General features: G+C 51.2%; 5 protein-coding genes. 4 read left to right on the top strand and 1 reads right to left on the bottom strand.

Features of this window, described 5'->3' with window-relative positions:
• Nucleotides 1-38: 38 nt before the first annotated feature.
• From LZ463_RS09860 to LZ463_RS09845, 4 genes are all read left to right on the top strand, one after another.
• The gene (locus tag LZ463_RS09860; RefSeq protein ID WP_241455462.1) at nt 39-2426 is read left to right on the top strand and encodes a 3-hydroxyacyl-CoA dehydrogenase/enoyl-CoA hydratase family protein; all 2388 of its coding nucleotides are present in this window, start codon (nt 39-41) and stop codon (nt 2424-2426) included.
• 178 nt (nt 2427-2604) lie between these two features.
• On the top strand, nt 2605-3801 hold the full coding sequence (locus tag LZ463_RS09855; protein ID WP_241455461.1) for an acetyl-CoA C-acyltransferase: 1197 nt from the start codon (nt 2605-2607) through the stop codon (nt 3799-3801).
• Nucleotides 3802-3873: 72 nt separating this feature from the next.
• The gene (locus tag LZ463_RS09850) at nt 3874-4746 is read left to right on the top strand and encodes an alpha/beta hydrolase family protein (protein WP_241455460.1); all 873 of its coding nucleotides are present in this window, start codon (nt 3874-3876) and stop codon (nt 4744-4746) included.
• 22 nt (nt 4747-4768) lie between these two features.
• A complete protein-coding gene (locus tag LZ463_RS09845; protein WP_241455459.1) occupies nt 4769-5545 on the top strand; it encodes an enoyl-CoA hydratase in 777 nt (258 codons plus the stop codon).
• A gap of 143 nt (nt 5546-5688) precedes the next feature.
• Here the strand turns inward: LZ463_RS09845 and LZ463_RS09840 are convergent, their stop codons facing one another.
• Nucleotides 5689-17484 (bottom strand): non-ribosomal peptide synthetase, encoded by an 11796-nt coding sequence (locus tag LZ463_RS09840; protein WP_241455458.1) that lies wholly within the window; start codon nt 17482-17484, stop codon nt 5689-5691.
• Nucleotides 17485-17564: the final 80 nt, after the last annotated feature.

Below are 17564 nucleotides of genomic sequence, written 5' to 3'. Positions count from 1 at the left end.
CATGTTAGTGGGAAGGGGCGTTCTACCTGAGGTTAAAAATGACCAATTTCATCGTTAAAAAAGTCGCCGTTCTGGGCGCTGGCGTGATGGGTGCGCAAATTGCTGCTCACTGCATTAATGCAAAAGTACCTGTTGTTCTGTTCGATCTGCCAGCCAAGGAAGGCCCTAAAAACGGCATCGTCCTGCGCGCCATCGAGAACCTGAAGAAGCTCAATCCTGCTCCGCTGGGCAACAAGGATGATGCAGCTTTGATCGAAGTCGCCAACTATGAAGACAATCTTGACGTACTGGCCGGTTGCGACCTGATCATTGAAGCCATTGCAGAACGCATGGACTGGAAACATGATCTGTACAAAAAGGTTGCTCCGCACATTGCGCCAAATGCGATTTTCGCGTCCAACACTTCCGGCCTGTCCATCACTTCCCTGTCTGACGGCTTTGATGCAGAACTGAAAGCCCGCTTCTGTGGCGTCCACTTCTTCAATCCACCGCGCTATATGCACCTGGTGGAATTGATCCCTACCGTTGCAACCCGTCCGGAAATCATCGACCAGCTCGAAGGCTTTTTGACGACAACACTGGGCAAGGGCGTAGTCCGCGCAAAAGACACACCTAACTTCATCGCCAACCGTGTCGGTATCTTCGGCATGCTGGCAACGATTTATGAAGCAGAAAAATTTGGTTTGACCGTTGATGTTGTCGATGACCTAACAGGCAAAAAACTGGGCCGTGCTTCTTCCGGTACTTTCCGTACTGCTGACGTGGTTGGTCTGGATACCATGGGCCATGTCATCAAGACCATGCAAGACAATCTGTCTGATGACCCTTTCTTCGCAGTGTATAAAACACCAGAAGTGCTGGCCAAACTGGTCGCTGCTGGTGCACTCGGTCAAAAATCCGGTGCAGGCTTCTACAAAAAAGTCGGCAAGGACATCCAGCGTCTGGACTTCGCTACAGCACAATACGTGACTGGCGGTGCCAAGGCTGATGACGTCGTCGCCCGCATGCTGAAAGAAAAAGACCCAGTCAAGAAAATGAAGACCCTGCGTGAATCGACCAATGTACAGGCACAGTTCCTGTGGGCGATTTTCCGTGATGCCTTCCACTACATCGCCGTACATGGCGCAACCATTGCCGACAATGCCCGCGATATCGACTTTGCGATGCGCTGGGGCTTTGGCTGGAATGTCGGTCCGTTTGAAACATGGCAGGCATCTGGCTGGCAAGAAGTCGCTGGCTGGGTCAAGGAAGATATCGATGCAGGCAAGGCATTGTGCAATGCACCGCTGCCAGCCTGGGTATTTGACGGCCGCACTGGTGTGCACACTGCCGAAGGTTCCTGGTCTCCAGCCAGTGGCAGCTATTCTCCACGTTCCACACTGGCAGTCTATGACCGTCAAGCCTTCCGTGCCCCGGTACTGGGTACAGGTGCAGCGACTGGTGCTAACGCTGGTACGACCTTCTTTGAAGATGATTCCGTCCGTATCTGGCATCAGAACGATGACGTACTGGTTTTGTCTTTGAAGACAAAAATGCATGTGATTGGCCCAGGCGTCATTGAAGGCATGGAAAAAGCCATTGCTGAAGCCGAGAAAAACTTCAAGGGCCTGGTCATCTGGAGTGCAGATGCAGCTGACGGTGGCGCTTTTTCTGCCGGTGCTGACCTGCAAGCCATGTTGCCTTTGTTCATGTCCGGCGGTGTGAAAGCCATCGAACCTGCAATCTCACGCCTGCAGGATGCACATCAGGCCCTGAAATACGCGAACATTCCTGTAGTTGCTGCTGTCTCCGGCCTGGCGCTTGGTGGTGGTTGCGAATTGATGATGCATGCAGCCAAACGCGTAGCATCCATCGAGTCATACATCGGTCTGGTAGAAGTGGGTGTGGGCCTGGTGCCTGGCGGCGGTGGTTTGAAAGAAGCCGCAGTGCGTGCCGCAGCTGATGCCAAAGGCACAGAGTTGCTGCAATTCCTGAAAAACTACTTTACCAATGCAGCGACGGCCGCCGTCTCCAAATCCGCGCTGGAAGCACAGAAGATGGGTTACCTGTCTGCTGATGATGTGATCGTTTTCAATCCTTACGAATTGCTGCATGTCGCCAAGGTTGAAGCACGTGCCATGTTTGACGCCGGTTATCGCGCGCCTATGCGCAAACTGGTGCCAGTCACGGGCCGTCATGGTATCGCCACCATCTCTGGTCAGTTGATCAATATGCGTGACGGTGGCTTCATCTCTGCGCATGACTTCAAATTGGGCAAGATGATCGCTGAAGTGGTTTGTGGTGGTGATGTTGATAATGGCAGCCTGGTCAGTGAACAATGGTTGCTGGACATGGAGCGCAAGGCGTTTATGGAATTGCTCAATCATCCAAAAACACAAGAGCGCATCATGGGCATGATGCAAACTGGCAAACCAGTCCGTAACTAAATAAAAAGCTTACAGACCAAAAACCGTTGGAGACAGAAACACGGAGACACAGAGATGGCACAGAGAACACCCTGTTATTTTCACTCTCTCCGTTTTTCCTCTACGTCTCTGCGCCCTGTGGTGAGAGGTTTTTGAAGCGTAAGCCTGAGCTGACCTTAACGAATTGAGGTAATCAAAAATGACTAAACAACTCCAAGACGCCTACATCGTCTCTGCTACCCGTACTCCGATCGGCAAATCTGGTCGTGGCATGTTCCGTAACACCCGCCCGGATGATTTGCTGGTGCGTGTCATGCAATCTGCCCTGGCGCAAGTGCCTAATCTCGATCCCAAGCTGATCGAAGACGCCATCATCGGTTGTTCTTTCCCTGAAGGCGCACAAGGCCTGAACCTGGCGCGCATGGGTGTATTGCTGGCGGGCTTGCCCAATACTATTGGTGGCGTCACCATCAACCGTTACTGCGCATCCGGTATCACCGCTGTTGCCATGGCAGCAGACCGCATCCGCGTCGGCCAGGCTGACGTGATGATTGCTGGTGGTGTCGAATCCATGTCCATGGTACCGATGATGGGGAGCAACCCATCCCTGAACATGGACATCCTGAAAGACGAAAACGTGGGCATGGCTTACGGCATGGGCCTGACAGCAGAAAAAGTGGCAGAACAATGGAAAGTGTCCCGTGAAGCGCAAGATGAATTTGCCCTGCAATCGCACCAGCGTGCCATTGCTGCACAAAACGCAGGTTATTTTGATGCAGAGACCACTTCAGTCGACATCATCGACCGTGTGCCTAACCTGGCGACCGGCGAAATCGAACTGAAGAAACGCACAGTGACCCGTGACGAAGGCGCACGCCCTGATACATCACTCGAAGGTCTGGCAAAACTGAAACCGGTGTTTGCCGCCAAAGGCAGTGTGACCGCTGGTAACAGCTCGCAAACTTCCGACGGCGCCGGCGCCCTGTTGATCGTCAGCGAAAAAATCCTGAAAGAGTTCAACCTGACACCGCTGGCACGCTTCGCCTCTTTCGCAGTGCGTGGCGTACCGCCAGAAATCATGGGCATCGGTCCTAAAGAAGCCATCCCGGCAGCTTGCCGCGCCGCTGGCATCACACAAGACCAGATCGACTGGTTTGAACTGAACGAAGCTTTTGCAGCACAATCGCTGGCCGTCGTACAAGACCTGGGCCTGGATCCTGCCAAAGTTAATCCTATGGGCGGCGCGATCGCTCTGGGTCACCCACTGGGTGCAACTGGTGCGATCCGTTCTGCAACGACTATCCATGCTCTGCATCGCAATAAACTGAAATACGGCATGGTCACCATGTGCGTAGGTACAGGTATGGGTGCAGCTGGTATTTTTGAACGTATGTAATTCTTACGTGCTTGCCTGAACAAAATCAAACCGCGTAGACTGAGACTGCGCGGTTTTTTTTAAGGAGCTGTGATGGAGACGATACAAATCATTACCGCTGACGGCACTGTGCTGACAGCCAAAAAATTCACACCTACAAGTACAATAAAATCAGTTGTCGTCATGCCGGCGGCTATGGGTGTGAAGCAAAATTTTTATGAGCCCTTTGCGCATTTTTTGGCGGAGAATGGCATTGCTGTGCTCAGTTTTGATTACCGCGGCATGGGTGAATCCATCCCTGCGCAATACCGCAAATCCCTGCGTGGCTTCGAGACTGACATCCTGGTTTGGGCAGAGCGTGATTACAATGCCGCCCTGAAAACTGCCAAGGAATGGCAGCCCGGTGTACCCCTGCTCATCGTTGGCCATTCCCTGGGGGGACAATTGCCCGGTCTGGTGCCGGACAATCACCTCATTGATGGTATGCTGACAGTTGGTTGTGGCAGCGGCTACTGGCGCGACAATGCACCTCAGCTGAAACGCTTTGTCTGGCTCATGTGGTATTTTCTCGTGCCTGTGTATACCCGCATCTGGGGCTATTTTCCCGGCAAAAAAATGCGCAAGGTCGGCGACTTGCCCAAGGGGGTGATTTATCAATGGTCACGCTGGTGCCGTAGCCCTGAATATTTTGTCGAGAAAGATGGCAGCCCCATGCAAACCGGTCATCACAAAATCCACAAGCCCATACTCTGCATGAGCTTTACCGATGATGAAATGATGAGCCGCCGCAGCATAGACAGCATGCATGACTACTACAGCAATGCGAAGGTAGAGCGCCGTTATATCAACCCCAGGGAAGTGGATGCCAGACGCATAGGGCATTTTGGCTTCTTCCGCCCACAGTTCCGCAACACACTCTGGCAGCAAGCCTTACAATGGCTGACCACTGCACCACAATCCACCTGATCAATAAAAAGAGACGACAACAATGGATATCCTGACCCAAAAAGAAAACGGTATTTTGACGATCAGCTTCAATCGTCCAGAAAAGAAAAACGCCATCACCCAGGCCATGTACCAGGCCATGGCCGATGCCCTGCGTGATGCAGAAACTGACGTGGCCGTACGCGCCATCCTCATCACCGGCAAGCCAGAAATTTTTACTGCTGGCAATGATCTCGAAGATTTCATGAAAAACGCCAGTAGCCTGGCCGCACCAGACGCGGTGCCGCCTGTCTATCAATTCATGCAGGCGCTGAATGAATCCGGCAAGCCCGTGATTGCTGCCGTGTCCGGTGCAGCTGTCGGCATAGGTACCACCTTGCTCATGCACTGCGACCTGATCTACCTGGCCGACAATGCCAAGCTGTCCATGCCTTTTACACAACTGGGACTGTGCCCGGAATTCGCCTCCAGCATGGTTTTCCAGCAAATCGTCGGCTACCAGCGCGCTGCAGAAAAACTCATGCTCGGCGAAGCCTTCAGCGCACAGGAAGCGTTTGAAATGGGCTTCGTCAACAAAGTCTTGCCACTCGAAGAACTGCTCCCTTACGCCCAGCAGCAAGCCGCGAAACTGGTCGCCTTGCCTGCTGCATCGATACGCGCAACCAAACGCCTGATGAAAGGCAACCAGCCAGCCGCCATCAGCACCAAGATGACAGAGGAGAACAAATACTTCTCGGCGATGTTGAACGCGCCGGAAGCCAAAGAAGCGTTTATGGCCTTCTTCCAAAAACGCAAACCGGATTTCAGTCAATTCAATTAAACCTGTCGTCCGGAATTTTTGTAAAAGGCAGTAAAGCGCAAAAATAGTTAAGATTCATGAGCTGATGTCTGGCATGTTCTTGTGAAGCGGCCAGCATCAGCTCGAGTCAATACACATCAGCATTCACAGCGACACAGTCTCCATCAGCTTAGCGAGGTCAGCATTTTTTGCGCCAGTGTGGTGACCTGTGGTTCTCTCAGCATGCTGAAATGATCTCCATCGACAAACTCACCTGGAAGACTGTCATCATTGTCACTCCTGATTGCGGCCTGGTAGCGATGTATTGCTACAGAATCGAATTGAGCCTGATAGCCAGTCAGTAAAGAAATGTGCCCTTGCATCACTATTGTCTGCGCACTGATATCTGACAGCAATTCACTGCTGATCTCAACACCAGTCCATTTGTGTATATAAAGCAGGGCCGATGCTTCATTTTCGGGTGACAGGAAAGTTGAAACATCTAACCCGGCTTGCTTCATGTCTGTTTCCATTCCGAGTATCTCGCTGGACGAAAACTCTCGTCCGCGCAAGTTTGAAAGCAGGGTGAGCAATATGCTTGCCTGCTCTGTGTCGTCATGCGCGCTATGGTCATTACCGACCAGGCGTGTATCTATCAGTCCGAGATAGGATACTTTTTCTCCTTGGCTCTGTAGTGTCTCAGCGATCGCGGTGGCAATCAAACCGCCAGTAGACCATCCGGCCAGTTGATAGGGGCCGAATGCTTGTATGCTGCGAATTGTCTGGCAATATGCAGATGCCATTGCATTGAGGTTGTCGAATTGTCGGGATGTATTGTCGACTTCGGGGCTCTGGATGCCATAAACCGGGAATTTGTTACCCAGCTCAAGCGCGAGTTCACGATATGAAAACACCTGTCCACCCGCAGGGTGTACAAGGAAAAGTGGCACACCATCTCCGTACGGTTGCAGAGGTACAATATATGTGTGAGACTGCTGATTGGCTGACACTGCTTCTGCCAGCTGCGCTACAGTCGGGCCTGAAAATATCGACGCGATTGGCAGACGCACATTCAGCTGTTTGGTCACTTTGTGGAAAAGTTTGAGACATAACAGTGAGTGACCTCCCAGCGCAAAGAAATTGTCGTGAATGCCAACACGGTCCAGCGACAGTACATCTGCCCAAATATCAGCCAATACCGATTCAAGATAATTGCGTGGCGCCACATAACTGTCAGCTTGATACTGCACGTCAGGGGCCGGCAGATTTTTACGCTCAATTTTTCCACTGTTATTCACTGGAAACTTGTCGAGAACGACTATATGAGCTGGTACCATGAATTCTGGCAACGTTCTGGTCAGCGATTCACGAAGTACAGATCCAACTGGCGCGACTTCGCCCGTCGCCGCTACAACATAGGCAACCAGACGTTGATCTCCCGGCACGTCCTCACGAACCAGGACCGTTGTCTGGGATACGCCTGCCTGTGCTTGCAATGCAGCCTCAATTTCAGCAAGTTCAATCCTGAATCCGCGTAACTTTACCTGACTGTCACTTCTTCCTATATACAATAAATTGCCGTCGTGTTGGTGGCAGGCAATGTCCCCGGTCCGGTACATGCGGGCTCCCGGGGTTGTGCCGAATGGGTCGGCTACAAATCGCTCGGAAGTCATTCCCGGCATGTTCAGGTAGGCTCGTGCCACACCGGCACCGCCAATGTAGACCTCACCTTTGACGCCATAGGGTACCGGTTGCAAGAACGAATTCAGGACATACACCTGTGTATTGACGTTCGGCCTGCCAATCGGCAGGTCGACGTATGCTCCCCGATTGTCTGCCTCAAAACATGTCGAGCTGATGGTCGTCTCGGTAGGGCCGTAGGTATTGATCCAGCGTATGGCTTTGCTGCCTGGCAGGGTATGCCATTGTTGCAGTGTTTCTGCGTGTGCTTTCTCACCCCCAACAATGACTATGCGCAGCGATTCTGGTAACGGTGTTGCATCGGTCAACATAGCCTGTGTCCACTCGTGCCAAAATGCAGTAGGCAAGTCAAGCACAGTAATTCCCTTGTCTTGAAGCAGTTCTGAGAAAGCCAACCCTGTTGACGGCAATTCCTGGGGACGCAGAACGATTTTGGCACCTGTCAGTAATGGCGGGAAGATCTCTTCTACGGATGCGTCGAAAGCCAGTGATGCAAATTGCAGAACGACATCGTCTGTGGTCAAGCCACAAGTTTTGATATGGGTATTGGCATGCTGTGTGACGTTTGCATGTGTTATCAGCACTCCTTTTGGTTTGCCAGTGGAGCCAGAGGTGTAAATCGCATAGGCCAGGTTTTCTGGAATGCAGCCTGTTGGCAAGTTGTCTGACGAATAGCTGTGGAGTTGGCTCTGATCTTGATCGATGTAGAAAGTGGGCGTGTCAGGATGTGTGATCCGCGCACCAGATTCTTTTTGACTGATCAGGATTTTGGGGCTGGCATCGGACAGTATCGCAGACAGGCGTGCGCTTGGATATGCCGGATCGAGAGGTAGGTAGGCAGCACCAGCTTTGAGTACGGCGAGCAAACTCACGATCATGTTGGCAGAACGATCAAGGCAAATTCCAACCAACGCATCGGCACCAATACCTTGTTCACGCAGATGTCTGGCGAGCTGGTTGGAACGTGCATTCAGTACGGCATAGCTGATTGTTTCGCCGTGAGATTCAATGGCGATTTGACCAGGAGTCCGGGCAGCTTGCAGTTCAAACAGACGATGAAGAGGCTGATTGTCTGAAGTGTCTGCTGTCAACAGGGGGAGGGGCACTGGATGATGGTATGCCGCAGAGTTGACAAGCCCCTGGTCAAGGTGTGAACTGAACGGGTCGCTGATCATTGCCTTGATAAAATTCTGATAGCCGGTAGCAATTTCGTTGATCCATCGCTGATCATATTGTTCAGGATCGTACGAGATTGAACCCTCGACAAGCATTTTGGGGGATAGTGAAAAATCCACGGAAAACGGCAAGCTGTTTTCCCCAAGACCTGTACGATCGAGCACAGCACTCAAGGTCTGCTCATCCAGGTTTTGGTAAACATGAAAATTTGTAAAGTTAAAGAGGACGTCAAACAGGCGTTGACCGCCAGCCAGTTGCATTACCTTATGTAGTGGAAAATGCCGGTACTTGTAAAGAGTCTGTTCCGCATCTGCAGTGCGTTGAATCAGATCCAGCCAGTTCTCCGGTTGCAGGTGCAAGCGTAAAGGCAAGGTATTGAGGAACAGTCCTAGAATTTTGTCACCATCAACCAATTCAGGCCGACCGTGGGTAACAATGCCTGTTGCCACATCGGTAAGGCCACTAAACTGACTCAGGACCTTGAAGTGCAGCGCCAGCAGTAGCGTTTTCAAAGGTACTCTTGTCTGTTTCGCGAGTTGCTGCAATTGCTGTGATTCTTCCGCGGAAATGCTCAACGATATCGTTTCCAGCATACCGCTCTTCTCCGGAGCCAGGGAAGGTTTGTATTGTTGCAGTTTGGTCGGCGAATAATCGAGCACAACTTCTTGCCAGTAATGAACAACTTCTGGGCGCGATAGTGCCCTTTGCTCCTCGACAATGTAATCGCGCATATGCGCTTCCAGCATTGGTACATCAAGCTCGATACCATCGAGCAGGGCCTGATATCGCTGTAATATCTCGGTTGCGAGAGATGCCTCACTCCAGCCGTCAAGAATGGCGTGATGGAAATTGAGTGTCAACTGAAATTCAGTGTCGCTCCAGCGATGCAGAAAGACACGCAGCAATGGCGCCTTGCTCCATTCAAATGGAATTTTGGCCTGCCGGATTGACCATTCGTGATAGTACAAATCCTGATCAGCCAGCAATTGACAATCATGCTGCTCGACAGGTATCTCGGCATGAGAATAGACCACTTGTAGAGGTTCACTTAATTCAGTGAGCAATATTCCTGTACGCAAAATCTCATGTCGGGCGGATAGCTGCTGGAAAACAATATTCCATAATGCAGACATGAATGGCATCCGTAAGCGGTAGCCGATGACATCGTGGTAAAGTGCGGAATCTTCTTCAAACACGCTATGAAACAGCATCCCTTGCTGCAGATGGCTTAAAGGGTAGGCATCTTCTGCATCTGCCGGTAATCGCAGGCGATCACTTTCACTGACCAGCTTGAATGCGACGTGTTCTTCACCAGACGCACTGTGACTGTTTTTTGTCAGTAGTGAAGCGAGTTCCCTGACAGTAGGATGACTGAACAGCTGTTGCAATTCAAAATCATAACCACGATGCGCCAGCATGGCTTTGAGTTGAATTGCCCGTAGCGAGTCACCACCCAGATCAAAAAAGCTGTCATGTACACTGATTGCCCCGACATGCAGCAATGCCTGCCAGACCTCGATAACCAGGGATTCTTGTGCTGTACCCGGCAATTCGATCTGCGTATCTGAAACTCCGGTAAAATTTTCAGGTCCTGGCAACGAAGCCATATCGATCTTGCCATTGGTGGTCAGTGGCATGGCCTGAACCTGAATAAAAAATGTCGGAACCATGTAGCTGGGGAGGCGAGCGAGCAAACGCGCTTTCAAGTCGCTTGCTGAAGGCGCGGAATCACCATTTCCGGCAGACCAGTAGGCAAGCAGCTGTTTTTCCCCATCGAGAATATGCCGGCTCACAACAACTGCATCGGCGATACGCTCGTCTTCAAGGATGGCGTTTTCGATCTCAGACGGTTCGATCCGGAAACCACGTAATTTGATCTGCTGGTCCGCGCGTCCGACAAAATCGAGTGAACCATTCTCGAGCCAGCGGACCAGGTCGCCACTGCGATACATGCGAGATCCTGGCTTGTCAGCAAACGGGTCTGCCAGGAAGCGTTCGGCAGTCAGGGCCGGGGCTGCCAGATAACCGCGCGCTACACCGAGATCGCCAATATACAACTCACCGATGCTGCCTATCGGCGCTGGCTGCATATAGGGATCAAGCACGTAGAGTCGGGTGCCTGAAATCGGCTTGCCTATTGGGACTGACTGCAACTCTTCGCTCAGATCGGGAATGCGATATGTACTGGCAAAAGTCGTGGTTTCGGTTGGCCCATAACCATTGATCAGCACGCCCTTGCTTAACAGCTTCTGCGCCTGGCGAACATGCTGTGCAGATAAGGCATCACCACCTGTCAGTAACTGACGCAAGGAACATAGAATTTCCGGGCGATGATCAACGATGGCATTGAAGAGGCCGGCCGTCAACCAGAGTACGCTGACATGGTGACGTGTGACTGCTTCTGCAATAGCATCAACCGCATGCATATGCGGCGAGGCGATAGCTAATTTTGCCCCGTTCAGCAGCGCTCCCCAGATTTCTATTGTCGATGCATCAAAAGTCAATGGTGAAACCAGCAAGAAGACTTCTGTGTCATCAAGCGTAATGAAACTGGGTGTCTTTGCCAGCCTAGTCACGTTGCCATGGGATATCATGACCGCCTTGGCTCTTCCGGTGGACCCGGAAGTAAACATGATGTAGGCAAGCTGTGATGCGATGCCGGGGCGGCCCGGATTGGTATTGGCGCATGCCGCGATCTCCCTTGCATCCGTTTCCAGGCAGATGACTTTGGTGAAGGTCAGCTGAAAAGCAGGTAGCTTGTCGACAAGATCGACAGAAGTCAGCATGATGCCAAGCTCAGCGGCATGTAAAATTTCACTTAAACGCTCTTCAGGGAGATTGAAATCGACAGGCACGTAGCATCCGCCAGCCTTCAATATGCCGAGTATGCAGACTATCGCCTCCGGGCCACGTTCAAGACAGAGACCAATACGCGTTTCCTGGCTCGCACCACTCAACATCAGGTAATGGGCAATACGATTTGCACGACGATTAAGCTCTTCATAAGTGACCGGGCCGCTTTCTGTGAGCAAGGCCACAGATGCTGGTGATAGTACAACTTGTTCTTCAAATACATCATGGAGGCAGCGACCTGTGCTTGCAGGCACAATCCCGGTCTGCCAGTTATTCAATTGCCTGAGTTGATGTTCAGGTATGGGTAACGCTGTCAAACAGGTTTTTGGGGAGGTGATGAAGCTCGTCAGCAAGTGCTCGAAATAATTAGCCCATCGCGTGATCGTATCAGGATCGAACAAATCACTATTGTAAAGTAGCGTGCAATCGTAACCAACGGATCTTTCAACGACATGCAGACTTAAATCATATTGGGCGACGTAAAATTCATTGTCGACTGATTCCACCGTCAGCCCGGCAAACTTGACGGTCTGATCGGCCGATGCCTCCGTGTAGGATGGATCGGAGGTGTTGTGCAGGACAAAATTTACCTGGAAAAGCGGGGAACGACTCGTATCCCTTTTTGGTTGAATGCGTTCAACAACCTGATGAAACGACACATCCTGGTTGGCATAGGCATCAATGGTTATATCGCGAACCTGTTCCAGCAATTCGTGGAAATGTGAAACATGAGAAAGATTGGTACGTATCACCATCAGGTTTGCAAAAAAACCAATCATGGATTCAGTCTCGGAACGGTTGCGGTTGGCAATCGTCGTTCCTATGCTGATGTCATGCTGATTGGATAGTTTCGCCAGCATGACCGAGAATGCGGCAAGCAAGCCCATGAAAGGCGTGACATCAGCAGCACGACAAAGTGCCGTAAACGGTTCGCTGATCGCTGTGCCAATGGTGAATTTGCATGCTTGCCCGACAAAAGTCTGTGCAGCCGGGCGCGGATGATCAAGCGGGAGTTGTAAGGTCGGGGCACCGGCGAGCTTGGCTTCCCAATAATTCAATTGAAGGTTTAATTTTTCTCCTTGCAACCAATTGCGCTGCCAGATCGCGAAGTCAGCGTATTGCATGGTCAGCTGGGTGAGTGTCGCCTGGGTGCCAGCGCAGGCGGCTGAATACAGTTCACTCAGTTCATGTACGACCAGGTTGGTCGACCAGCCATCCGAGACAATATGATGCATGTTCAGCAGTAGCACATGATCGTTTTCCCGGATCTTATACAGATCGATACGCATCAGCGGAGCGACAGCGAGGTCAAAGGCCTGATTCGATGATGTGGCAAGTTGTGCTGCCAGATTTGCATCCCGTTCGCCAGAAGGGAAATGCGAGAGATCAAGGTAGCGCAGCGTCAGGTGCCTGTGGGGCTCGACCACTTGTTCCGGGATACCATTCGATACCAGGAAACGCGTACGTAAAATTTCGTGGCGGATGATGATTTCGTTAAATGCTGTTTCCAGCGCATGGGTGTCCAACTCACCTGACAGGCGGACTGCATTGGGCATGTTGAAGAGCGATGTGCCCTGGTTGATCTGTTCAATAAACCAGATGCGCTCCTGTGCAAACGACAAAGGAATATTGGCAGGCCTTACATGAATCAATGCTGATTCTGATTCATTTGATGCAGATTGCAATGAGGATTGAACCCGTTCTGCGAATTGTTCTATTGTTGGGGCCTCAAACACAACACGAAGTGCAAGATCAACACGGAATTCAGCACGTATTTTGCTGGTAAGTCGCGTGGCCAACAAGGAGTGGCCGCCAAGTTCAAAAAAATTGTCTGTGACACCGACCTGGTCAAGCCCAAGAATGTTGGACCAGATCACTGCCAACTCTGCTTCTATTTTCGTTCTTGGTGCGACATAGCCTGTCTGGCCGCGTCTCAAATCTGGAGCGGGCAAAGCTTTGATATTCAATTTTCCGTTGGCAGTCAGGGGAAGATGAGACAACACTATCCAATGCGCCGGAATCATATAGTCAGGCAAGGATAGTGAAAGGGCGGTGCGCAAAGCTGATGTGTCTGGCGCACCTGCAGAAATCTCATAAATCACATATGCCACCAGACGACTGTCACCATTCGCATCTTCATGTAAGCGTACAACAGCGTCACGTATTTCCGGGAGACGGGTCAGTGCGACCTCGATCTCACCGAGCTCGACGCGAAAACCGCGAATCTTGATCTGTTTGTCCATGCGACCGAGATATACAAATTCGCCATTTTCAAGCAGCTTTCCCAGATCGCCTGATCTGTAAAGCCGCTCGCCGGACTCATAGGGGTGCTGAATAAAGCGCTCCTCTGTCAGTTTGTCACGTCCCAGGTAGCCGCGGCCAACACCGAGCCCGCCTACACATATTTCACCAGGCACACCCAGAGGCATCAGATGTTGATGACTGTCAAGAATATAAACGGTCGTGGTAGGAATGGGCACGCCGATATTATTGACTCCGGCTTCGATATCCCTTGCTTCTATGCGTTTGAATGTGACGTGAACACAGGTCTCGGTAATGCCGTACATGTTGATCAGGTCGATGTGTGGGTACGCATCATGAAAATCCTTGAGTAAGGTCGGATTCAGATTTTCACCCCCAAATACGATGTAGCGTAAGTTGGGCAAGACAAAGTCTTTGTGTTTGAAGACTTCCTGTACCAGACTCTGAAAAGCGCTTGGTGTCTGACTTAACACCGATACTTTTTCATTGACGAGGAGATCAAGGAAGCGGGCCGGGTCTTTCCGCACTGGATCAGGAACCACGACAACACCAGCACCGTAGAGCAGGGCACCATACATTTCCCAGACGCTGAAATCAAAGGTATAAGAATGGAACATGGACCAGACATCGTTACTGCCGAACGAAAACTGCAATCTGTCGTTGAGAATCAATCTCACAACGTTACGGTGTGTCAGCAAACTGCCCTTGGGCAAGCCTGTCGAGCCTGACGTATAAATAACATAGGCCAGGTCATCCGGTGTCCCGGCATGATCAGGATTATGCGACGGTTGTGCAGCTATTGATGCTGCATCGGTATCAAGTTCGACTCTATGTGAGGTTCGCAAGCTGAGTCTGCCTCCTGATCCGGAGTTGCAGATAATCAGCGATGGCGAACAGTCTCCCAGCATGAATTCTATCCGCTCGGCAGGATGCGTCGGATCCAGTGGGGCATAAGCTGCCCCGGTTTTCAATACAGCAAGAATGGCCACGATCATGTCAACTGAGCGCTCCAGGAAAAGCGCCACCAGTTGACTCCGCTGTACGCCATTAGTCAGCAGGTAATGTGCGAGCTGGTTGGCGCGCACATTTAATTCGCGATAAGAAATCCGCTCTTCATCGCAGACAACGGCAATGTGCGTTGGTGTACGCTCTACCTGTTCTTCGATCAAGGCATGCAGGGTTTGATGATCGGGGTATCTTGCATGGTGTGGATTGGCCAGAGCGATTTGCTGGGCAATTTCAAATTCCACCAGGATATCGGCATGACCTACACTTTGAGACAAATTCTTGCACATCGCGGCAAGCATGCGTACATAATGGCGCATGAGATTTCTGACAAGCGCGGTATCAAAGTAGAGTCCGTTATACACCAGGTCGCCATGCAATACGCCGTCCAGGCGATGCATATAAAGATGCAGGTCGTACTTGCCGTAGCCGAGATTTGTTTCAATCGGGTGGGCAACAAATGATTCGGCCTGCCACGAAGATTCTTCATGTTCGCTCGATTGAAAAAGAACATCGAACAGCGCAGTGCGGCTCATGTCCTTGACCGGGTTGATAATGGATACCAACTGATCAAATGGCAGGTCAGGATGCCTGTTTGCACCCCTGGTAGAACGTATGACCTGTACAAGCACATCACGCAAAGGCATGCCTGTGGGAACTTGATTCCGGATCACGACAAGGTTGGCAAGCGGGCCTACGACATCTGCCAGGTTTTCTCTATGCCGGCCAGAGATGCTGGTTCCCACCACAATTTCGTCGTGTGGAACGTAGCGTCGCAAAACTGCTTCAAAACCGGCAAGCAGGATATCTGATGTAGAACAAGCTTCGGAAGCCGCCAAACCAGACAATGCCTTGTCCAGTTCAGCGTCTATGTCGAAACCATGCCATGCCGGTTCAAAGACATGCACGGCCGGACGGGCGCATTTCAACGGTAATTCCATGACCTGCAAAGTACCCTGCAATTGATGGCGCCAATATAAAGCCTGTTCTTGCAGGCATGACGGATCGCTGTAGCGTTGCCAGTGCATATAATCCGCATACTGCAATACCTGTTCAAGGCATGCATTGGTCGTATCGGCATCATATGCGCGCAATATTTCCCTGCCAATTATTTGCATGGAAAGCCGGTCAGTGACAGCGTGATGCGCTGTCACACAAAGAATTGCCCGCTCCTCGCTGTAGCGAACAAGCTGCGCACGGATGAGTAAATCGGTCGAAAGTGAAAATGGCAGCATGGCGTATGCCAGTGCAATTTCGGTTGCGTCGTCTTCCTTGCAATGATGTTGAGCAATTGTCAGGCTGGCGCCTGGTGCAATATGTTGCCAGCCCTGTGCGTCACTGGTAACAATATGAGTACGAAGAACTGAATGACGGGCGATGACCTGATTGATGGCTGCTTCAAGTCGTTCTGCATCTATCTCGCCGTCGATTTGCAGCAACAAGGGGATATTGTGATATGTCGGACTGGCTTCATAGAGGCGATTCCTTTCGAATTCATCGACGAACCAGAGCCGTTCCTGGTGATATGACAAGGCAATTGGTCCACAGGGTGCTGGTCCGGCCACAATATCGGGGATATCTGTTGAATAGCTCGATAATTCCAAATCATCAAGAATACAGTCAGGCTGTTGCCCGATAGTCGCCAATAGACAATCGAAATGCTTTGCCATCCGTACAATGGTGTCCTGCTTGAACAATGCTGCGTCGTATTCGAACCCGCAGTGCAGTGCGCCGTCGGTTTCAGTAGCATACAGAGTCAGGTCGAATTTGGCGATGCCGCGTTCTACAGGTATATTTTCGATCTCCAGGTCAGCAAACGCGGCGTTGGCAGCTGATACATTTTGAAGCAGGAACATGACCTGGAAAATCGGTGCATAACCACCTTCGCGCTCCGGTCTCAAGGCATCAACCAGCTTTTCGAATGGCAGATCCTGGTGTGCATAGGCATCAAAAGCGTTGGTACGTACCTGTTCAAGGAGGTCCTGGAAGGATTGATTACCATCAAGCCTGGTACGTAAAACCAGGGTATTCACAAAGAAACCGATCAGGGATTCGATTCCCGGATGATTCCGGTTCGCTATCGGCATGCCGACGCAAATGTCGTTCTGACCGGAGTAACGGGAAAGCAGAATATTGAATGCGGCACTAAGCACCATGTACAGCGTTGTTTGTGTTTCACGGCAAATAGCACGCAGGGTCTGGACATTTTCCCGTGATATGGAAAATTCATGCGTAATACCACGATATTGTTGTGTTGCCGGACGTGGAAAATCCGTGGGTAGTGTCAACACTGGTGGTGCGCCGCGCAGTTGCTCCGTCCAGTAATTCAGTTGAGACCGCAATACATCACCTTGCAGCCAATGACGCTGCCAATACGAGAAATCGCCGTATTGAACGGGAAGTACTGGCAATACCGGAACCACATCGTTGATATGCGCAAGGTAGCATTCCGATAATTCACGTACCAGGATATTCATTGACCACCCGTCTGACACAATGTGGTGCAAAGTCAGCATGAGAATTTGTTCTGCATCATCCATGTGAATCAAGCCGGCGCGGAGCAGGGGGCCATTTTCCAGATCGAATGAAGTCTGTGCTTCGTCCTGCACCAGCCATGCAGCCTTCGCCTCTCTCTCGGAATGTGGAAGTGCTCGCAGGTCGTGCTGCTTGATAACAATGTTGAGATCGTTAACAATGAATTGTGCAGGCTCGTCATTGAACTCTCGGAAACACGTCCGCAAAATCTCATGACGGGCGACCACATCGTTGAGGGCACGTTCGAAGGCATGCACATTCATTGGTCCGTGCAACCGCACTGCAGTCGGTACGTTATAGAGCGGGCTTCCTGGATCAAGCTGGTCAAGGAACCAGAGCCGCTGTTGCGCAAAAGAGAGTGGAGGAGGCTGATGGCCTGGTGCTGCAGTAACAGGAGGTATGCTGAGCCCAGCCTGAGTGGTTTGTGCTGCACTGATTTTTTGCGCCATGGTGGCGACGGTTGGCGACTCAAATACGCTTCTTAAAGGTAGCTCAACCTTGAAAATTGCACGAACCTTGGAAATAACCT

Source organism: Undibacterium paludis (assembly GCF_022568815.1).
GTDB lineage: Bacteria > Pseudomonadota > Gammaproteobacteria > Burkholderiales > Burkholderiaceae_D > Undibacterium.
The sequence above is the reverse complement of the archived record's forward strand: the minus strand, read 5'-3'. Positions and strand labels throughout refer to the sequence as shown.